The following is an 18,674-nucleotide window of genomic DNA, read 5'->3' as shown; positions in this document are numbered from 1 at the left end:
GGCGCGCGCTTTCCATGGCTCGCCCGATCGATTCATGTTTCCAGGTCGGGTGGGGGGTGGCGGGGTGGACGGGGACAGAGTTCGGGGGGTCGATGTTGTGGGGTTGCTTCATTGTTGCGGGTGATCACACTCGGTGAGACTGCGAGGCATGACGACATTGCTCGATGGGCTCGTAGGCAAGGCGCTGCGGCGCGAAGCACCCACTCGTGACGAGGCGTTGGCCGTGTTGACGGGGGCGGAGGAGACGCTGGACATCGTGGCGGCTGCCGGACGCGTGCGGCGGCACTTCTTCGGTCGGCGGGTGAAGCTGAATACGATCATCAATATGAAGAGCGGGCTGTGCCCGGAGGATTGCTCCTATTGCTCGCAGCGGCTCGGGTCGTCGGCGGAGATCCTGAAGTATTCGTGGATCTCGCCCGAGGAGGCCGCGCGGACCGCCGATCGGGCGGTGCGGGCCGGCGCCAAGCGGATCTGCCTGGTGGCGAGCGGACGCGGCCCGGGTGCACGCGACATCACCCGGATCGAGGACACGATCGCCGCGGTCAAGGAGGGCAGCCCCGAGGTGGAGATCTGTGTCTGCCTCGGGTTGCTCTCCGACGGCCAGGCCGAGCGATTGGCCGCCGCCGGGGCGCACGCGTACAGCCACAACCTCAACACGAGCGAGGCGCGCTACGCCGACATCTGCTCGACGCACACCTTCACCGACCGTACCGACACCCTCCGTCGCGCCGGCGCCGCGGGCCTGTCGCCGTGCTCCGGGGCGATCTTCGGGATGGGCGAGTCGGACGAGGACATCGTCGATCTGGCCTTCGCGCTGCGGGAGTTGGATCCCGATTCGGTGCCGGTCAACTTCCTCATCCCGTTCGAGGGCACCCCGCTCGCGGACAACTGGGAGCTGACGCCGGAGCGTTGCCTGCGCATTCTGGCACTGTTTCGATTCTTCTTCCCCGACGTCGAGGTCCGCCTCGCGGGCGGCCGGGAGATCCACCTGCGCAGCCTCCAGCCGCTCGCGCTGCACCTGGCCAACTCGATGTTCCTGGGCGACTACCTGACCAGCGAGGGCCAACCGGGCGCGGACGACCGGCAGATGCTCGCCGACGCGGGCTTCGTGATCGAGGGCGTCGACGAGCAGACCCTGCCCGACGCCCGGCACGACCTGGTCGCGATCCGGCGACGCGGCGCGGGCAGCGACCTGCCGGCCAACACGTGACGGCCGCGAGGCGCCCCCCGGCGCCGCTCGACGACCGGCCGGGCCGAGCGCGTACCGGGCGCCGGGACCGCACACCCGGCGAACTGCTCGACCTGGACCGGGAACACGTGTGGCACCCGTACGCCGCGATGCCCGGCACGACGCGGCCGCTCCTGATCGAGTCGGCCGAGGGAGTACGGCTGCGCCTGGCCGAACCGATCGGGGACGTCGAGGAGTTGATCGACGGCATGTCCTCGTGGTGGGCGGCCGTGCACGGCTATCGCCATCCCGTGCTCGACGCGGCGATCCACGACCAGGTGGGGCGGATGAGCCACGTGATGTTCGGCGGCCTCACCCACGAACCGGCGATCCGCCTCGCCCACACCCTGGTGAAGATCACCCCGGGACCGCTGCGGCACGTCTTCCTCGCCGACTCCGGCTCCATCTCCGTCGAGGTCGCGATGAAGATGTGCCTCCAGTACTGGCGGGCCCGGGGTCGCGGCGGCAAACGGCGCCTGCTGACCTGGCGCGGCGGCTATCACGGCGACACGTGGCATCCGATGTCGGTGTGCGACCCCGAGGGCGGGATGCACCACATGTGGCAGGGCGCCCTGGCCGAACAGGTCTTCGCCGACGCCCCGCCGCGCGACTTCGACCCCGCCTATGTGGACCACCTGGACGCGCTGCTGACCCGCCACCGGGACGAGGTCGCGGCCGTGATCGTCGAGCCGATCGTGCAGAACGCCGGCGGGATGCGCTTCCACTCCCCGCGCTACCTGCGGGCGCTGCGCGAACTGTGCACCACCCACGACGTGTTGCTGGTGTTCGACGAGATCGCCACCGGCTTCGGCCGCACCGGCGAACTGTTCGCCGCCGACCATGCCGGGGTCAGCCCCGATGTCATGTGCCTCGGCAAGGCCCTGACCGGCGGATACCTGAGCATGGCCGCGACGTTGTGCACGGAGGAGGTGGCGGCCGGGATCGGCACCGGCGAATCGCCCGTACTCGCCCACGGCCCCACCTTCATGGCCAACCCCCTGGCCGCGGCGGTCGCCAACGCCTCCCTGGATCTGCTCCTCGACCCGGACCGGGGGACGAACATCGCCCGGATCCAGACCGCCCTTACCGCGGGCCTGGCCCCGGCCCGAACCATCCCCGGCGTGCGCGACGTTCGTGTCCTCGGTGCGATCGGCGTGATCGAACTCGACCACGAGATCGACCTGCCGACCGCAACCGGGGCGGCCACGGAACACGGAGTCTGGCTACGGCCGTTCCGCAACCTGATCTACACGATGCCGCCGTACATCACCACCGACGAGGACCTGGCCACGATCACCACCGCGGCCCGAGCGGCCGCGGCGGCGACCGGAACCTGATCGCCGGTCTACGGGCAGTCGTGGAAGGTGCGGGCTTCCGGGGTGAGGGGTGCGCAGAAGTCGTCGACCTGGTTGTCGACTTGGTGTGCCATGTAGGAGAGGCCGACCACCAGGATCGTGTAGGTCAGGATCGCGACGACCACGCGGCCGTAGGAGGCCGCCGACGCGGCCTTGGCGCGGTGCGGGCTGCGCGGCGGGTAGACCAGGGCGACCGGTGAGCCCGGGCGGTGGCGGCCCTCGACCGTGCAGCGGTACGGAATGCCGTTGTGGGCGGTGTATTCGACGACGGTCATGTCCACGAAGTAGACGTCGTCGCGGATGCGGTCGGGGTCGCTGCTGCGCCGGGTGCGGCGCTCGCGGAAGGTGGATACGGCGGCGCCGGTCGTGCGCACGCCCCACCGGCGCAGGTAGTGGACCCGCAGGGCGATCACGAGGATCACGAACGGGCCGAGGATCAGGACGAGTTGTCGTGCCACGAGGAAGGAATGCGAGTGGTCGCGCATGATGGCTGCCCTTCGGGTGTACCGGTGTCGACTTGTCCGGTACGTGGTCGGGCGCGGCGGGATCTCTCCACTTTTCGGGCGGGAATCTTTGGGGAGCGCCGATTGTGTGGGTTTCGTCGTGATGTGCGCTTTCCCGGACCGACGACCGCCCGCCGGCGGATAATCGGTCGCACGAAGGTGGAGAGATTCGTGTCCCTCGAGACACGTCGCCGGTGACGAAGTCGCGTTGCCGTTGCGGAGGGTGCCATGACACGGATCGGACCGGACCCGTCCGGGGACTTGCCGTCGGATGAGGGGCTGCCGGAAAGCCTGTGGACCGCGGATCCGGATGCCGATCCCGACGGCGCGGCCGACGACACGTGGCAGCTGTTGCGCGACGGCGACGAGGCCGCCCGGATCGCGCTGTACGAGCGGCATCACGATGCGTTGGTGCGTTGGTTCCGGGCGAAGTTGCCGTCGGCGGCGGAGGCCGACGACTGTGTCAGCGAGGTGTTCGTCCGCGCGCTCGACGGGATCGCCCGCGACCTGAAGCCGACCCGGGGTGTCGACCGATGGTTGTGGGGCATCGCCAAGCACGTCCGGATGGCGGAACTGAGGGCGCGACAACGTGCCGCGGGTCGCCCGGTCGACGAGGACATCTCGCCCGACGACGCGAAGAAGACGACCCTTTCGCAGGTGTCCGCGTCCGGTGGCGACCTCGGCCACGCCTATGGCAAGACCCAGGCGTTCGCCGCGCTCTACACCGCCACCGACGCGCTGTCGCAGACCCAACGCATGGTGGTGAGCGCGCACTTGGACCACACGCTCGCCGAAATGCGCCCCGTGAAGGGGGCCGAACTCGCCGCCCGTCTGGGCTGGTCCCGGGTTCGGGTCGACCGCGAACTGAGCCGGGGCCTGAAGAAGGTGCGCGAACGGGTCGGACTGCTGGCGGCGGCGCGCTCGATGCGCTTCTCCTGCGCGACGGCGGCCGAAGTCAAGGGGCTCGCACGACTGTTCGCCGCCGAGGAGATGGCGTCCGGCCTGGTGCCGACGCGGGCGGAGTATCGCGTCCTTCGCGCCCATACGGCCGGCTGTCCCACCTGCTCCGCCGTGGCCAAGGACGCCATCGTGCAGCGCACCTGGGTGCTCGGACCGGGACTCGCCCTGGCGGCGGCCCGGCAGGGCGAGGACGACGACGAGCGGCGCCGCGCGGCGGTGTCCTGGTGGACCGGGCGGCCGGCGGCCACGGCCGAGGCCGAGGTCGCCCCGGTGGCGTCACCCGTCCCGGCCCTGGAAGTCGCTGCCGCGGCCCCCGATCCCGGCGCGTGGGGCAGTGTCGGCCGGGTGGTACGCCCCGCCCTCGACGCCGTCGTCGGGCCCGCGCTCACCGCCACCCGCGCCGCACGCGATGCCGTCCTGCAACGGTTGCTCCGCGTCCCCGGCGTCGCGCCGGCGGTGAACACCGCGACCCGGATCGCGGCGGACAATCCGTTGGCGGTACGCGTGGGCGGCACCGTCGTCGCGCTCGCCACCACGGTGGCCCTCACCCTGTTGGCCGTCGCGCCCGACGCCGCGCACACCCCGTCCGCCCGGCCGTCCGTCGGCCCCTCGGCGGTCCCCGGCGGTACGCCGGGTCCGGGCGGGGCGGCGCAGCTGCCGGCGGACGAAACCGCGCCCCCGAACCCCACCCCGACGGATGTTCCGTCGGCCCCGCCGCCCGGCGGCCCGACACCCTCGGGCGGGGCGACGGCAACGACCGGCGGGACCGACCCCGATCCGGCCGGCCCGACCGGCCCACCCGGCACCGGCGGCCGAAGCGACACCGGAAGCGCACCGAACGGCGGCGGCGGAGCCGGAGGCGGCAGCGGCAGCAGTGGTGGCAGCGGCAACAGCGGCGGAGCCAACGCCGCCACCCCCGTCCCGGCCGTCTGGGGCTTCTGGATGGTCCGCTATGCCGACGACCCCATCGGCACCACCCGCGAACTCGCCCCCACCCCGCAACGCCCGGACAGCCACGAACCGAACTGGACCTACGGCATCTGGCGCCTCGGCAACCCACCCGTCGTCAAGACCGTACGCGTCACGCACACCGCCGTCGGCCGGCACGTGGTGATCCTCCCGGACAGCGCCGCCCCCGGCGGCATCGCGCACGTCTCGGTCTCCGACTACGCCGCGAACGGCGTGTCCTGCCAACCCGTACGGTGGTGGCCGCAGGGCACCGAAGAGCGCGTCGAGGTGGCCTGCTTCGACCGCACCGGCACGTCCGCCGACATCCCGTTCACCGGCCTCTTCCTCGCCGGCGACCGCAACGGCCCGCACGGCCAGGCCGGTTCACGCGGATACGTATACGCCGACGAGCCGACCGCCGCCCGCCAACTCCCCGGCGCCGCGTCCCGGCAGAACACCGGCGCGGTGACCCGTACCGGCGCCGGACGCTACGCGGTGGCGGTCGCGGCGGACACGGAATCCGTCCAGGTCTCACCGGTCGGGACGACGCCTCGGCACTGCGCGCTCACCGCGCTCTCCGGCGGCACCGCGTCCGTGGCCTGCACCACGCACACCGGCGCGCCCGCCGATACCGCGTTCACCCTGAGCCACACCGGCCGGCAGAGCCCGCTCGACGACACCCGGGTCCCGCACGCGGTGCACCTGACCGTCGCCGACGCACCCGGCGCAGGCGCGCCGACGATCACCGGATCGTGGATGTCCCGACCGGGTTCGGCCACCGTGACGCGCACCGCGACCGGCCGCTACACGCTGCACCTGACGGTCGGTTACCTGACCAGCTACGCCCACCTGACGGCCGTCGGCGGCGGCTACTGCACCACTGTGCTGCGCAACGACTACGGCACCAAGGACGACGTCCTGATGTACCTGGCCTGCTACACCCCGACCGGCGCGCCGGTCGACAACGGCTTCCGACTCTCCTACCTGACCGCGTCGCCGTACTACCCATAGACCGGCCGGGACCGCCTACGCGTCGGGCGCGATCCGGAGCGTGGCGCCCAGGCGAGCGGGAGTTCCCGGCGTGCTCACCAGGGGCCGCGAGACGTGGGCGGTCTCCACGCAGACGAACTCCCGGTAGCCGTCGTCGGGTACGTCCGCCATCGTGCGCGCGAGGTCGGCGCCCGGGTTCCACACGACCACATCGGTGTGGCCCTCGTGGCGCACCTCGACGACCCGCTTGCCGGCGGGATCCTCCACCCGGCTCACGTCGCCGGGGCGGGTGTACACCCGGTCGGTCTGCCCCCGGAAGGCGATCCCCGCCGCGGCCGGGTCGGTGTGCACAGGCGTGTCGAGGACCTTGTCCACGTACGGCCCGCCCAGACCGGTGACCCGCGCCTCGTCCAGGTCACCGACCCGCAGATAGGTGTGCAGTGCCGCGGTGCTCTCGAAGTCGCCCCGGGCCTCCAGTTCGATCCGGCACTCGCGCCCGAGTACGAACCGGGCGAACACCTCGAACTCGTGCGGCCAGTACGCCCGCGACGCCTCGCTCGCCCGCAACACCAGCGTCACGCGCACCGTCTCGTCGCCCGGAGCGGCCTCGTCCCCGGCTCCGCTCTCGTCGACGTCGAGCAGTTCCCACGGCAGAACGCGCGCGAAGCCGTGACTAGGCCGGCCCGCCGCACCGAACCACGGCCAGCAGATCGGCACTCCGCCGCGAACCGCCCGCCCCTCCTCGAACGCCGTAGTCGCGCTCAGCCACAACACCGGCTCCTCGCCCGCCGGTTGCCAGTGCACCAATTGCGCGCCCTGGAGGGTGATCGCGGCACGCACGCACGGATGGGTCACCACGACCACCGGCAGCGCACCGACCCGACGCAGCGTGGTGTGCGCACCCAGTCGCCGGTCGACGGGAAGGACGAAAACGTCTTCGGGCACGTCGGGACCCCTCACACTCGGCGGACGGCCGTCGCCCACACAACCCGCCACAATGCCACAACCCGCCCCGCCGTCATCGCGTACACCCGGGACGGCTCGCGACGCGCCATGCGCCCGGCCCGGATCGGCCCGGTCGGGTTCGGGCCGGGTACCGGGTGGTTTCGGCCGGCACACGGGCGCGGATTCGATGGTTTTCGAGGTCGTGGGGATCGTCGTCGACGGGGTGCGCCCACGCCTCGGCGCGACCGCCCGGGCAGGTGCGAAACGGCGACGAGGTAGGCCACGCAACGTATACGGCCGCTCACGGACGATTTCGAGCCGGTGTGTGGCGTCGGCGCCGGCGGGCTGTGGCGCCGGTACCTCGGAGGGGTGTTCGAATGGCGTGGATTGGGCTCCTCAAGTCGTGATCATCAATGCGACGATCTGGTGATCGACGGGGCCTCCGCCGGCGCGGCGGCGTTTTTCCCACCACCGGAAGGGGTCACGTTCGTGGACTCGCTGGATCTGAAGACGGTGCGCACCAGTCTCGACGGGGCGGTGTTGCGGGTGCGGTTGGCCCGGCCGGAGACGGGAAACGCGCTGGACGGGCAGATGCTGGACGATCTCCTCGCGGTGCTGGCCGAGTTGCGCTCGCGCTCCGACGTGCGGGTCGTGGTGTTGTCGGGCGAGGGCGATTCGTTTTGCGCGGGTGGTGATCGCGGCGAGATGTTGCGGCTGGCAGCCGACGATCCCGGGGGTCCGGCGCTGCGTCGGCTCGGCGAGAAGGCGCGGGCGGTGTGCGAGGGGTTGGCCGCCGCCGATCCGGTCACCATCGCCCGCGTGCACGGTCGGGTGGTCGGGGCCGGATTGGCTCTGGCGATCTTCTGCGACCTGCGGGTGGGCGACATCGAGACCCGCTTCCGCATGCCGGAGCTGGCCCTCGGGATGCCGACCGCGTGGGGCGGTGCGATGGCCCGGCTGATCGGCGAGGTCGGCGCCGCCCGGATCCGCGAACTCGTACTGACCGCCGACATGTTCGACGCCCCCACCGCGCATCGGTTGTCGATCCTGCATCAGGTGGTGCCGGCCGTCGACCTCGACGACGCGGTGAGCCGCTGGGTCAAGCCCGTGGTGCGCCGCCCGGTCGCGGCGCTGCACGCGACGAAGACGCTGATGAACGCGTACAGCCGAAGCGACCGGTACGGGGATCTGTCCCTGCTGGACGGGCACTTCCTGTCCGCGTTCCTGGGCGCCGGGGCGGCCCGCTGATCCCCTCCGTCCGGAGGCCGGTCGCATCGGCGCGGCGCGACCGGCCTCCCTCGGGGCGGGTCAGCGCACGCTCACCCGCATCGCGGTGATCCGGCGAAACGCCAGGCGCGGCTCCCACGTCGGCGGCGCGGTGACCCGAAGTGCGGGCAACCGGCGCAACATCGCCTCCAGCAGCAAACTCGCCTCCAGACGGGCCAGGCCGGCGCCGATGCAGTAGTGGATGCCGCCGCCGAAGGAGATGTGCCGGGCTCGGCGGGTGACGTCGAAGGCGTGTGCGTCCGGGGTCAGCGACGGGTCGTGGTTCGCCGAGGCCAGCATCGTGTGCACCACCTCGCCCCGCGCGATCGCAATCCCGGCCAGCACCAGATCCCTACTCGCGTAGCGCGTGGTCACGGCGATCGGCGGGTCGTAGCGGAACACCTCCTCCACGGCGTCGGCGAGGGCCATCGGGTGGGCGCGCAGCCAGGCCCGCTGTCGCGGATGCCGGTCCAGGGTCCAGACCATCGTGGACAGCAGTGTGGATGTGGTCTCCAGGGACGCGATGACGGTGAACATGGCCAGCGCGTACACCTGTTCGTCGGCGAGTTCGCGATCCGGCTCCAGTGCGTCCCAGGCGCGCAGCCAGCCCGAGATCACGTCGTCGCCGGGCTCGGCGCGGCGGCGTGCGACCAGGGCGGTGAAGTATGCGCGCAGGCCGCGGATGGCCTCGTCGGCGGCCCGGAGTTGGCGTTTGACGGGCAACAACTCCTGGGCGTACGCCTGTGCGTGGGTGAGGGAGCGGAGCAGGTCGAAGTCCTCGGGCGGCACGCCGAGCCAGTGTCCGACGGTGGCCACCGGCAGTTGTTCGCCGACAAGTTCGGCGAAGTCCGCGTCCGCGTCCCCGGCCTGCTCGATCAGGGTGTCGAGCAGTGTGTTCGCCACCCGGCGCACCTTCGGACGCAGCGCCTCCAGGGTGCCGCGGTCGAAGATGGTGTTGACCGATCTGCGAACCCGGGTGTGCTCGGGCGGATTCAGCGCCACCAGCGTCTGTTCGAGTTCGCGCGAGGACGGGGTCGACCAGCGGGAGTCGTCGGGTTGGCGGGCGCGCCACGCGTGATCCAGGGCAAGCCAGTCGGGGCTGCGCAACACCTCGTCGCAGGCGCGGTGGCCGGTCACGAGGTACCCGCCCCAGGGCGCGGGTACGACATCACCCATCTCCCGTAGACCGGCGTAGAGCGGCAGGGGGTCCGCCTGCCCGGCTACCGAGCGCAGGCGGGACAACAGGGCGACGACACTTCTGCTGTCGACGACGGTGGGTGACGCGGAAGACTGCACGACGGCTCCTTCGAACTCGACACGATGTCAACGGGCGACTCGGTACAGCGTTGATCGATCGGGCGCCCGGGACGGGGCGGCCGACGATGAAGGGTGTCTGCGGTTGTCGGGCGAGGCATTCGGCACGGGCGTGTGCCGCCGCCTCGTTCGTGGCGCCGAGGCCGGGCCCGGGAGCGGGGAACGCGTCCCGGGCCGCGACGCCGGCACCGGCGGTGGGTGGTGCCGCCCGCCCGGTGCGGCGGGGTCGGAGTGTGGCTACTGGCCTCGCCACCAGTTCAGGAACGAACTCCACACGCCGCTCTTGCGCGTCCCGGGTTCCGGGCGTTCGGGAGCGGTGGCGGCACGGGCGGGCGCCGGGTCGGTGGGGGGTGCCGGGCGCGGCACGATCGGGGTGAAGCGGGCGGGCAGTGCGGTCAGCGCCCGGTTGAACGGGCCGGGCCGCCAGTCCAACTCATCCACCGGAACCGCGAGTTCCAGGTCCGGCAGGCGGTTGAGCAGCTTTTCGATCGCGGCGATGGCGATCAGCCAGGCGGAGTCCTTGGCCGGGCAGGCATGCGGTCCCGCGCTCCAGGCCAGGTGCGAGCGGTTGCTCGGCCGGCGGCCGTGCGCGATCAGGGCGGGGTCGCTGTTGGTGGCGGCGAAGCTGATCACCACCGGGGTGCCGCGCGGCAGGACCACGCCCGACAGGTCCACGTCCCGCACCGGATAGTGCACGGCGTAGTTCGCCATCGGCGGGTCGGTCCACAACACCTCGTCGAGTGCGTCCTCGACGGAGGCGCCGCCGCCGAACAGGCTCGCCGAGAACCGCTCGTCGGACAGGATCAACCGCAATCCGTTGGCGATGAGGTTGCGTTGCGGTTCGGTGCCCGCGCTCATCAGCATGACGAGTTGATGGATCATCTCCTCGTCGGTGAGCCGGCTCGGATGCTCCATCAGCCACGAGGTGACATCGGAGCCGGGCTGTTCGCGCTTGAGCGCGACCAGTTCGACGAGGGCGCCGGTCAACATCGTGTTGGCCGCCTCCGCGTCGCCCACCGCGTCGAAGATGCCGGCGATGCCCGCGACCAGGCGGTCGCCCAACTCGGGTGGACTGCCGAAGAGTTCGCTGAACACCAGCAGCGGCAGTGTCTTGGCGTAGTGGTTCAGCAGATCGACGCGGCCGGTGCCCGCCCACTGGTCGACGAGGTAGTCGGAGCTGCGTTCGACGAAGCGGCGCAGCTGGTAGGGGTCGATCCGGTCGAGGCTGTCGGTGACCGCTTGGCGCAGCCGCAGGTGTTCGGCGCCGTCGGAGAACAGCGCGTTGGGCCGATACATCATCATCGGCACGACCGGACTGTCGGCGGGGACGGTGCCGTCGGCCAGCGCGAGCCAGCGGCGGGGGTCCTTGGCGAACAGTTCGGGGGAGTGCAGTACGCGCAGCGCGGCGGCATGGTCGGTGACCAGCATCGCGTCCACCCCGGGCGCCAGTTCCACCGGCGCGGCCACGCCCTGGCGGCGCAGGTGTTCGTACGCGGCGCGCGGGTCGGCGGAGAACGTCTTGTCGTACAGGGGAAGGGCCCCGCCGGCGTGCGCGGGGCAGCCGGGGGGCGGGCCGGCGTGGTCGCCGGGGGAGGGGGCCGATCGATCGAAGGGGCCGGTGTTCCCAGTGTTCACGCGAGTTCCTTGGATGCCCGAAGCTGGAGGTAGCGGACGAGGGCCATCAGGGCCTCGGTCGAGGAGGCGCGGTCGCGGGCGTCGCAGGTGACCAGCGGCGTGTCCGGCAGCAGGTCGAGCGCCGCGCGCAGCTTCTCCAGGGGATGTTCGACGGAGCCGTCGAACCGGTTGACGGCGACGGCGTAGGGCACGTCGTATTCCTCCAACAGGCCGATGACGTCGAAGGATTGGTCGAAGCGCTGGGGGTCGATCAAGACGAGCGCGCCCAGTGCGCCGACGGTCATGTCCTTCCACACCTGGGCGAAGCGCTGTTGCCCGGGGGTGCCGAACAGGTAGAGCACGAGTCGGTCGCTGAGGGTGAGGCGGCCGAAGTCGAGGGCGACCGTGGTGGTGGTCTTGCGTCCCGCGCCCGTCAGATCGTCGACGTGCGCGCCTGCCTGCGTCATCGTCTCCTCGGTGCTGAGGGGACGGATCTCGGACATGGTGCCGACGAAGGTGGTCTTGCCGACGGCGAAGTGCCCCACGATCAGGATCTTCGCCGCGATCTTGACGGAGTCGGCGAGGTACACGTCCGCGGCGGCGCCGTCAGAGACGGGCAAGGCCATCCAGCACCTCCTGCAGGAGTTGGGTCTTGGGGAGTTCGGCGGAGGGGATGGGCCGACGGGTGGCGACCAGGCCGGTGTCCATGAGGTCGGACAGCAACACCTTGACCACGCCGATGGGCAGGGCCAGGTGTCCGGCGACCTCGGCGACCGACAGGATCCCGCCGCGGCACAGGGCGAGCAGGCGGGTGCTCTCGGGGTCGAGGATGTGCGGCGACTCGTCGCCGGGCAGCGCGATCACCAGGCTGACCAGGTCCAGACCCTTGCGGGTCGGGTGGCCGCGGCCGCGGGTGATGACGTAGGGGCGTACTAAGTCGGCGGCGTCGGATTTCGCCGCGGGGTCGTTGGTCATACCGAATGGTCCGCATTCCGTCGGGGCGGGCTGGTCATTTCCTTTCCTAGTTGGCGCACGAGCTGCTGCATGCGGAACGTGATGATCTCCATGTCCACGTTCTGCGTGGCAGATACGGCCAGATAGGCGCCGGGACCCGCCGCCACCAGGAAAATGAATCCGTTGCCGAACTCGACGAGCGTTTGCCGCCAGGGCGACTCGGAATCGCCGATGAACTCCGCCGTGCTCCGGCTGATCGATTGCAGCCCGGACAGCGCCGCGGCCTGGCGGTCCGCCTCGTCACGGGATATCCCGTCGGAATGCGCGCGCAATATTCCGTCCGCGGACAACAGGATGGCGTGCCGGGCCTCCGGGACCTTGAGGGCGTCGTTGAGAATCCAGGCCAGGTCGTTGGTCATCGGCTTTCTTGCCCTTTGTCGTCTGTCTCGGGGACACGGCCGGAGCGGGTTCCGCGCAGGAACGCGCCCATCAGCCCCGCGGTCTCCGCGTCCGAACGGTCGGGTGTCTCGGTCGGCGTCGCCGCCTGTGTGTGCTCGACCGGTCGCGGGGCCCGGCGGCGGCGCTGGGGCAGTTCCCCGTCCAAGGCGGCGGCTCCTGCGGTGGGGGCGGACGCGGCGGCGGGCAGGGCCGCGGCCTGCTCGGCTGCGGCGACTTCGGCGCGCGGTCCGCGGGCCACGCGGCGGGGTGCGGCGGCCGGGGCGGGATCGGCGTCGACGGCGGTGGTGAGCAGTTCGGAGGGCAACATCACCACCGCGCGCATGCCGCCGTAGGGCGATCGGGTGTCCACCGAGACGGTGAAGCCGTACTGGGCGGCGAGCATGCCGATGACGGGGAAGCCGAATTGGGGCGGGTGTCCCAGCCGGGTGATGCCGACGGGTTCGGTCGCGCCGAGGAAGCGCGCCGCGCTCTGCCGGGCCTCCTCGTGCATACCCACGCCCGCGTCGTCGACCATCACACAGACCCCGTTGGGCACGGTCTGGAAGTTGATCTCGACGGTGGTGTGCGGCGGGGAGTAACTGGCGGCGTTGTCCAGGAGTTCGGCCACCGCGAGGGCGACCGGCTCGACCGCGCGGCCGATCACCGCGACGTTGGACTGCATCCGGATCTCCACCCGCAGATAGTCGCGGATGCGGCCCTTGGCGCCGCGCATGACGTCGTACAGCGGGGCGGCGGCGCGCTGGCGTCCGGTCCAGCCGCCGCAGAGCGCGGCGATGACTTGGGCGCGGCGGCCGAATTGCGAGTTCATGTGGTCGATCGCCAGGAGGTCCTGGAGCAGTTGCGCGTCGACGTAGTTGTTCTGCATGTCGGAGATCGCGACCTGCTGCTCGCCGGCCAGCGCCTGGAGGGTGCGCATGGCGGCCTTGAGCGCGTTCTTGGCCGAGTGGTCGGCGCGGTCGCGGGCGTCCTCGACGGCGGTGGTGAACATCCCCACGACCGTCTCGATCCCCTGCGCGTAAGGGGTTCCGCGCAACTGCTCGTGGCGCAGGAGCGATCCCCGGATCCGGTCCCCGGTCTCGACCAGGGCCGGCAGCAGCACGCGGACGACGTTGTCGATCTCCTCGTCACGCATGCGCACGTCCTCGGCCAGCAGGCGATTCCTCTCCCTCAGGTCCCTGACGGTTATTCGGCTGCGGGCCACGTAAACGGCCGCGGCACAGGTGCCGGCCACCCCGTACCAGAGTGCGGGGTCCTGTACAAAATTCATTCCCACGGTCCTCGTCGCGCTATCAGGCGGGCAACGGCGCACGCAGCGAGTGGAATCCGGGGTCGACCGGGTGCCCGAGGCACGTCACCGGGTCTGCGTCCCGCGCATCGCGATAAGTGCGACCCGCCCGCTGCACATTTCACTGTCGCCGTTGCTCTCTCGTCGATGGGGCGTAGCGAGTGTAGTGGCGCAGACTTCCCCGTTCCGGGCGCCGACGACACTTCTTCTTTCACCGCGACTGCATGCGGGCGACCATTCCCGGGATGGAGCCATATGTCCGTCATGTCGATGAATGGCGGCCGAATACGACGCGCCGAAGGTTCGGGACGCGAATTCCCGGAGCCGGCTGGACGGGTGCAGGAATTGGCCGGAATGCATGGGTCATTCGGGGCATACCGGCCATTGCGCCCCCCGAATCCCGGACGCTCGGCGGCCGGCGATCCGTCACGATCCGATGTCGCGACGCATACGGAGGGCCACCCCCCGAACCCAGGCCGACAATCTGTTGTGAGGATGTTCACGCATCGTCAGCCTCCCCTCCACAACACCTCGACCGAATCCCTCCTTTGGGGTGAAGGCCCGGCCGGGACCCAAATTTTCGGAACGGGAGCCGAGCACGGTCGCATGCCGGACACGACTTCGGGCGCCTCGCCCGTTCTTCGCCGGCGAGGCGCCCGAGAGGCCCGGGATACCGCGACCGTCAGCCGGTCAGGGGGTGGTGCTCCAGGTCGTACCCGAAGTAGCGCGGCCCGGTCAGCGCCAGGCCGGCCGGGCTCAGCCAGCGGGGGTCGCACGGGGCGGCCAGAACGGTGACGCGCAGGCCGTAGCGCAACGCCTCGGTGGTGACCGGCTCGCCCGTCTCGGTGTCCAGGACGCAGATCAGGTCGGGGGTGGTGGCGACCACCCGGCCGTCCCGGCGGGCGAGCAGGTGCTCGTTCTGGAAGTCCAGTTCGAGCACGGTGCCCTCGCCCTCCAGACGGGCCCGGCCGCGGGCGAACCCGCCCTCGGTGCGGCGTTCGACGTCGACCACCTTCCCGGTCGACAGGCGTACCCCGCCCAGGAGTTCCAGGGCGGCGGCGACCGGGTCGCGGTGTTCGGCGCGGGCCTCGCGAACCGCGCGGCCCAGGTCCTCGGCCAGGGTCAGCGTGGCCGGGACCAGACCGTCGCGGAGTTGGTCCCCGCGCAGCACGGTGTCGGCGCAGGAGATCTGGCAACCGCGCTCGACGCACACCGCGCGGGCGATGCGCTCCGCCTCGGTGTTGTCCACCGCCTGGACCACGATCGTGTTGCCCTTGTCGTCGGCCAGCGCCATCGGCGAGTTGGACACGCCGATCAGGCCGGGCAACACCATCTGCGCCTCGGGGAAGGCCCGGCCCATCGCGTCGCCGTCCACGATCGGCAGCCCGGTCTGCGCCGCCGCGGCCAGCGGGATCATCGAGTTCACCCCGCCGATCTCGATCGGCACCAGGTGGGTGGCCGGGCGGCCGAGGACCGCCTCCAACGCGCGCAACGCGTTGATCTCTTCACGGCCTGAGGGCAGCTTCTCCAGCAACACCGTGGGTGCGCCCATCGACGAGATCGGTACGACAGTCGCGTCGGCAGGCACCTCGTCGATGTCGACCACGGTCACCGGGCCGTGCCGGCGCACCGCCTCGCGGGCCAGCAGAAGGCCGACGTAGGGGTCGCCGCCGCCGCCGGTGCCCAGGATGCCCGCGCCGCGCGCGATGTCCGCCAACTGCTCGATACCGATCTCACGCATGGGTGGGGATTCCGTTCTTCGCGGGGGTGGCGTTGTTCGTGTCCCGCACGGGGTGCGCCGCGCCGAGTCGGGCCAGGTCGAGATCGCCGACGGCCTTGATCCGGACGCGGGTCGCGCCGCCCGGCAGGTACGCCAGCGGCACCTCCTCGACATCGACGACGCGGACCGTGCCCGGCCGGGCGCCGAACTCCTCGGCGCGCCGCACCGCCTCGGCTCGGGCGCCGGCGAGCACGTCGTCGCGTTTGCCCTCGGCGACCTTGAAGACCCGGTCGACCTCGCCGCCGACCTGCGCGATGGCCGCGCCGACCGCGTTGGCCACGTCGAAGTGGGCCGGGCGCCGTACGTCGGGAAAGCCCGGCAGCCCGCCCGGGAGCAGCACGCTGCCGCCGCCGACCGCGACCACCGGCAGCGGCGCGGCCGAGGTACGCATCCGGTCCACCGTCTCGGCCAACCGCTCGGCGATCCGGCCCAGCGCGCGCTCGGCGAACGCGCGATCCACGCCCGCCACCGCCGCCCGGTCGCCGATCTCGGCCGCGCCCGCGGCCACCGCCAGGTCGGTGGCGGTCAGCGTATCGCCGCCGAAGACCAGGGCCCGCTCGGTGAGCCGGTAGCCCACACTGCGCGGCCCGACCTCGCCATCCGGCGCGACCAGCGAGCCGCCGCCGATGCCGAGGGAAAGCACGTCCGGGATGCGGAAGTTGGTGCGCACCCCGGCCGCCTCCGACTCGCCCGCCGCCTCCCTGGGGAATCCGCCGACCAGGATGCCCACGTCGGCCGTGGTCCCGCCCACGTCCACCACCGCGCAGTCCGTGAGCCCGGACAGGAACGCCGCGCCGCGCATCGAATTGGTCGGCCCGGACGCGAATGTGGCGACCGGATAGCGGCGCGCGTGCGCGATGTCCATCAGCGTGCCGTCGTTCTGCGATATGAAGAACGGCGCACGGATCCCGGCACCGGCCAGCGCCGCGCCGAACGCATCCACGATGTGCTCGGCCAGGTCCCGCAACGACGCGTTGACGATGGTGGCGTTCTCGCGAGCCAACAGGCCGACCCGGCCGATCTCGTGCGACAGGGACACGTGCACGTCGCCGAGTTCGGCGGTCAGGATCTCCGCCGCGCGCAACTCGTCATCGGCCGCGGCGGGCGAGAATACCGAACCGATCGCGATCGATCGCAGCCCCTTGGCCGCGATGTCGGCCGCGACCCGGCGCAGTTCGTCGGGGTCCAGCGGCGAGATCATCCGGCCGTCGTACTCGCGCCCGCCGTGGCACAGGTACGTACCGCCGCCGACCACGCCGCGCAGCCGCTCCGGCCAGTCGACCATCGGCGGCAGCGCCGCGGTCGCGGGCAGGCCCAGGCGCACGGCCGCGACCGGCGCGAGGCGTTCGCCCTCGATCAGCGCGTTCAGGAAGTGGGTGGTGCCGATCATCACCGCGTGCACCGCGGCCGGATCGGTGGGCCGGCCGTCGACGCCGGGTGCCGCGAGCAGTGCGGCGACTGCCGCCGCGACGCCCGAGGTGACGTCGGCGGTGGTGGGTGACTTGGTGCCGGCGACGACGCGGTCGTCCTCGCCGAGCAGGGCGGCGTCGGTGTTGGTGCCCCCGACGTCGATTCCGATGCGCATGTGGCGGTTCCTCTCGGCGAGTTGCCGAAGCGAGTGGGGTGGGGGTTCAGGCGGCGGCGATTTCGCGGGCCGCCGCGGGATGGGCCGGTTGGTCGACCGGGAGTTCGCGGTGTCCGTGGACGAGGTTCAGTCGGCCGGCGACGATGTAGCCGAGTCCGGCCATCAGCAGTGAGTTCAGCGCCGGTACGCCCGCCCACTGGTAGTGGTCGCAGAGCCACCCGAACACCGAGGCCGCGGTCCACAACACGATCGTGGCGGGCACCCACGAGGGTTCGGTCTCGGGGAGCCGGCCGATCGCGCGGGAGGCGTCCAGTTGCGGGCGCCAGCGTTTGGTCACGAAGTATTCGGCGACCATGATGCCCGCGATCGGCGGGGTCACCACGCCGAGAATGGTGAGGAAGTCGGTGAAGCGGTCGAGGATGCCGGCCGCGGCGGCCAGGCTGCCCAGCACGCCGATGACGACCGTCACGGCGGTGCGGTTCAGCCGCACGCCGATCGTCGACTCGACGGCGCCGATCAGACCCAGCGCGGCCGAGTACAGGTTCCAGTTGTTGATCTTCACGGTCGCCGAGACCAGGATCAGCACGCCCACCACACCCGAGGAGGCGGTGATGATGGCGATCACGTCGGACGACTTGACCGCGTACGCCAACAACACGCCCGCCAGGCCCAGTACGTATTCGCCGAGCGAGATACCCACCAGCGTTTGCTTGACCACGTCCCCGGTCGAGCGGTTGAACCGGGTCATGTCGGGGGTGGTGACCGCGCCGACGATGTACGAACCGGCCACGATCGTCGCGCCGGTCGCGATGGATATGTGTTCGCCGAACGGCGGCGAGGCCACCAGGTCGCCCAGGTCGTGCCGGGCGATCTCCACGGTCATCGCCCAGCCGGCCAGGCCCAGGAACGCGGGCACGGTGACGAACGCCGTCCAGCCCATCGCGCGAAACCCGCGCAACACCAGCGCGGTGACGCCCAGTCCGGTGATCAGACACCAGCCCCACAGCGGTACACCGGACGCCAACGAGTGCAACCCGGCCGCGAACACCGCGGTCTGCACGCCGAACCAGCCGAACAGGCTGATCGCGATCACGAGACCGATCAGGGTGGATCCGTAGCGACCGAAGCCCGTCCAACGGGCCAGCACCGAAGTGGTCAGGCCCTCACGCATCCCGGCGATGCCGACGAAGATGCACACCACCTCCAGGATCACCGAGCCGAGCGTGAACGCCCAGAACGCGCCCCAGAAGCTCAGCCCGGCGCCCAGGGTCGCGCCGAGCAGGAACTGGGTCAGGTCGGAGAGTTGGCCGAAGCGCTGGATGGCGACGTTGAACCACGAGTGGCGCGCGGAGCGCGGCACTCGTTCGAGGGGGTAGTCCTCGTCGAGGCCCAGGCCGTCCGCGGTTGCCCGGGGGCGCGTGGCGGCGGGTTCGCCGGGCGACCCCGGGGCAGGCGTTCTGCTGTCGGTGGTCACGTGCATTCCTCGGA

Annotated in this window: 15 protein-coding genes; 4 read left to right on the top strand and 11 right to left on the bottom strand. The window is 71.4% G+C overall.

Features of this window, described 5'->3' with window-relative positions:
- The first annotated feature begins 148 nt into the window (after positions 1–148).
- A complete protein-coding gene (bioB, locus tag ACFXKZ_RS21260) occupies positions 149–1,210 on the top strand; it encodes a biotin synthase BioB (RefSeq protein ID WP_380002457.1) in 1,062 nt (353 codons plus the stop codon).
- 128 nt (positions 1,211–1,338) lie between these two features.
- Positions 1,339–2,565, top strand: coding sequence for an adenosylmethionine--8-amino-7-oxononanoate transaminase (locus ACFXKZ_RS21255; RefSeq protein ID WP_380002664.1), 1,227 nt, complete (start codon positions 1,339–1,341; stop codon positions 2,563–2,565).
- Between the two features lie 8 nt (positions 2,566–2,573).
- Here the strand turns inward: ACFXKZ_RS21255 and ACFXKZ_RS21250 are convergent, their stop codons facing one another.
- The gene (locus tag ACFXKZ_RS21250) at positions 2,574–3,068 is read right to left on the bottom strand and encodes a hypothetical protein (RefSeq protein WP_380002456.1); all 495 of its coding nucleotides are present in this window, start codon (positions 3,066–3,068) and stop codon (positions 2,574–2,576) included.
- A gap of 246 nt (positions 3,069–3,314) precedes the next feature.
- On the opposite strand from ACFXKZ_RS21250, the gene ACFXKZ_RS21245 reads away from it, so the two are divergent.
- Entirely contained in the window at positions 3,315–6,005 is a 2,691-nt protein-coding gene (locus ACFXKZ_RS21245) for a sigma-70 family RNA polymerase sigma factor (protein ID WP_380002455.1), read from the top strand.
- Between the two features lie 15 nt (positions 6,006–6,020).
- On the opposite strand, the gene ACFXKZ_RS21240 is transcribed toward ACFXKZ_RS21245, so the two are convergent.
- Complete coding sequence (locus ACFXKZ_RS21240) at positions 6,021–6,929, bottom strand: D-hexose-6-phosphate mutarotase (protein WP_380002454.1); 909 nt, start codon at positions 6,927–6,929, stop codon at positions 6,021–6,023.
- 489 nt (positions 6,930–7,418) lie between these two features.
- On the opposite strand from ACFXKZ_RS21240, the gene ACFXKZ_RS21235 reads away from it, so the two are divergent.
- Positions 7,419–8,177 (top strand): enoyl-CoA hydratase/isomerase family protein, encoded by a 759-nt coding sequence (locus ACFXKZ_RS21235; RefSeq protein ID WP_380002453.1) that lies wholly within the window; start codon positions 7,419–7,421, stop codon positions 8,175–8,177.
- A gap of 60 nt (positions 8,178–8,237) precedes the next feature.
- On the opposite strand, the gene ACFXKZ_RS21230 is transcribed toward ACFXKZ_RS21235, so the two are convergent.
- The 9 genes from ACFXKZ_RS21230 to ACFXKZ_RS21190 all read right to left on the bottom strand — a co-directional run bounded on the left by ACFXKZ_RS21230 (position 8,238) and on the right by ACFXKZ_RS21190 (position 18,660).
- Complete coding sequence (locus ACFXKZ_RS21230; RefSeq protein WP_380002452.1) at positions 8,238–9,491, bottom strand: cytochrome P450; 1,254 nt, start codon at positions 9,489–9,491, stop codon at positions 8,238–8,240.
- A 255-nt stretch (positions 9,492–9,746) separates the two neighbouring features.
- Positions 9,747–10,976 carry a cytochrome P450 gene (locus ACFXKZ_RS21225; protein WP_380002663.1) on the bottom strand — a complete coding sequence of 410 codons (1,230 nt, stop codon included), beginning with the start codon at positions 10,974–10,976 and terminating at the stop codon, positions 9,747–9,749.
- A 164-nt stretch (positions 10,977–11,140) separates the two neighbouring features.
- Entirely contained in the window at positions 11,141–11,749 is a 609-nt protein-coding gene (locus tag ACFXKZ_RS21220; RefSeq protein WP_126637668.1) for an ATP/GTP-binding protein, read from the bottom strand.
- Positions 11,730–12,098 carry a DUF742 domain-containing protein gene (locus tag ACFXKZ_RS21215; protein ID WP_380002451.1) on the bottom strand — a complete coding sequence of 123 codons (369 nt, stop codon included), beginning with the start codon at positions 12,096–12,098 and terminating at the stop codon, positions 11,730–11,732. Before ACFXKZ_RS21215 ends, ACFXKZ_RS21220 begins: the two co-directional genes overlap by 20 nt.
- Positions 12,095–12,496, bottom strand: a complete 402-nt coding sequence (locus ACFXKZ_RS21210; protein WP_380002450.1) for a roadblock/LC7 domain-containing protein — start codon at positions 12,494–12,496, stop codon at positions 12,095–12,097. Before ACFXKZ_RS21210 ends, ACFXKZ_RS21215 begins: the two co-directional genes overlap by 4 nt.
- On the bottom strand, positions 12,493–13,803 hold the full coding sequence (locus tag ACFXKZ_RS21205; protein ID WP_380002448.1) for an ATP-binding protein: 1,311 nt from the start codon (positions 13,801–13,803) through the stop codon (positions 12,493–12,495). Before ACFXKZ_RS21205 ends, ACFXKZ_RS21210 begins: the two co-directional genes overlap by 4 nt.
- A 700-nt stretch (positions 13,804–14,503) precedes the next feature.
- Positions 14,504–15,562, bottom strand: coding sequence for a DUF917 domain-containing protein (locus ACFXKZ_RS21200; protein ID WP_380002447.1), 1,059 nt, complete (start codon positions 15,560–15,562; stop codon positions 14,504–14,506).
- Positions 15,555–17,186 (bottom strand): hydantoinase/oxoprolinase N-terminal domain-containing protein, encoded by a 1,632-nt coding sequence (locus ACFXKZ_RS21195; RefSeq protein ID WP_380002446.1) that lies wholly within the window; start codon positions 17,184–17,186, stop codon positions 15,555–15,557. The genes ACFXKZ_RS21200 and ACFXKZ_RS21195 overlap by 8 nt, the downstream gene beginning before the upstream one ends.
- A gap of 46 nt (positions 17,187–17,232) precedes the next feature.
- Positions 17,233–18,660 carry a purine-cytosine permease family protein gene (locus ACFXKZ_RS21190; RefSeq protein ID WP_380002445.1) on the bottom strand — a complete coding sequence of 476 codons (1,428 nt, stop codon included), beginning with the start codon at positions 18,658–18,660 and terminating at the stop codon, positions 17,233–17,235.
- Between the last annotated feature and the right edge of the window lie 14 nt (positions 18,661–18,674).

The sequence above is a fragment of the Embleya sp. NPDC059237 genome (assembly GCF_042754105.1).
Lineage (GTDB): Bacteria > Actinomycetota > Actinomycetes > Streptomycetales > Streptomycetaceae > Embleya.
This window is presented reverse-complemented; position numbering and strand designations above follow the sequence as displayed.